Origin of the sequence: Rosenbergiella sp. YN46 (assembly GCF_036620675.1) — a bacterium.
In the GTDB taxonomy this organism is placed as follows: Bacteria; Pseudomonadota; Gammaproteobacteria; order Enterobacterales; family Enterobacteriaceae; genus Jejubacter.
This window is the reverse complement of sequence record NZ_JAZHEE010000126.1, coordinates 1-607: the sequence shown is the minus strand read 5'-3', so window position 1 is coordinate 607 and position 607 is coordinate 1. Positions and strand designations below refer to the sequence as shown.

1 protein-coding gene is annotated in these 607 nt (G+C 33.9%); it reads left to right on the top strand.

Translation table 11 applies throughout. The annotated features are described in order from the left end of the window. The coding region (locus V3W49_RS22840; protein WP_500148250.1) for an isocitrate/isopropylmalate family dehydrogenase at nucleotides 1–207 on the top strand (207 nt) is incomplete at its 5' end. Nucleotides 208–607: the final 400 nt, after the last annotated feature.

The following is a 607-nucleotide window of genomic DNA, read 5'->3' as shown; positions in this document are numbered from 1 at the left end:
AAGGTGAATCCCACTGCAACCGTATTATCTGGGGCGTGGATGATAGAATACCTAGGTGAGCCAGATATTAAACAGGCAATCTTTGATGCTACAACGCAAGTGATCAATGAAGGAAAAACTGTTACCTATGATCTTGGTGGGAATGCTGGTACAAAAGAAATGTCAGAAGCAATTGCAAACATAGCAAAAGAAAAATTACGAAAATAAACCTAATTTTTACATCAGAATTAAATGGAATGAAACGCATATTAGAATATGTATCCAGATGATGGAAAGGATTCTATTTTTTCTACAAGTAAACCGAAAAAAGTTCCTCCCTACTTTCTTCCTCTGGTAATTGGACTTATTGCAGCCTTGGTAATTCTCTACAATGCCTAAGTTAATTTTGAAAATCAATTTTGAAAATGTTCGTGTTTACTTAAAATTTCTTTAAATTACTATACTACTAATGTTTGATATTGTCAGCGGAATCACCAAAAAATCTCGTCCCTAAATTTTTTAATGAAACTGCAGAATCCTATGATAAAGTAGTTTCTAGGTCTACCTTGGGAAAGGACAAATACTGGAAAAAGGAGATTATTCGTCGAATCACTGATGGAGATTCTTT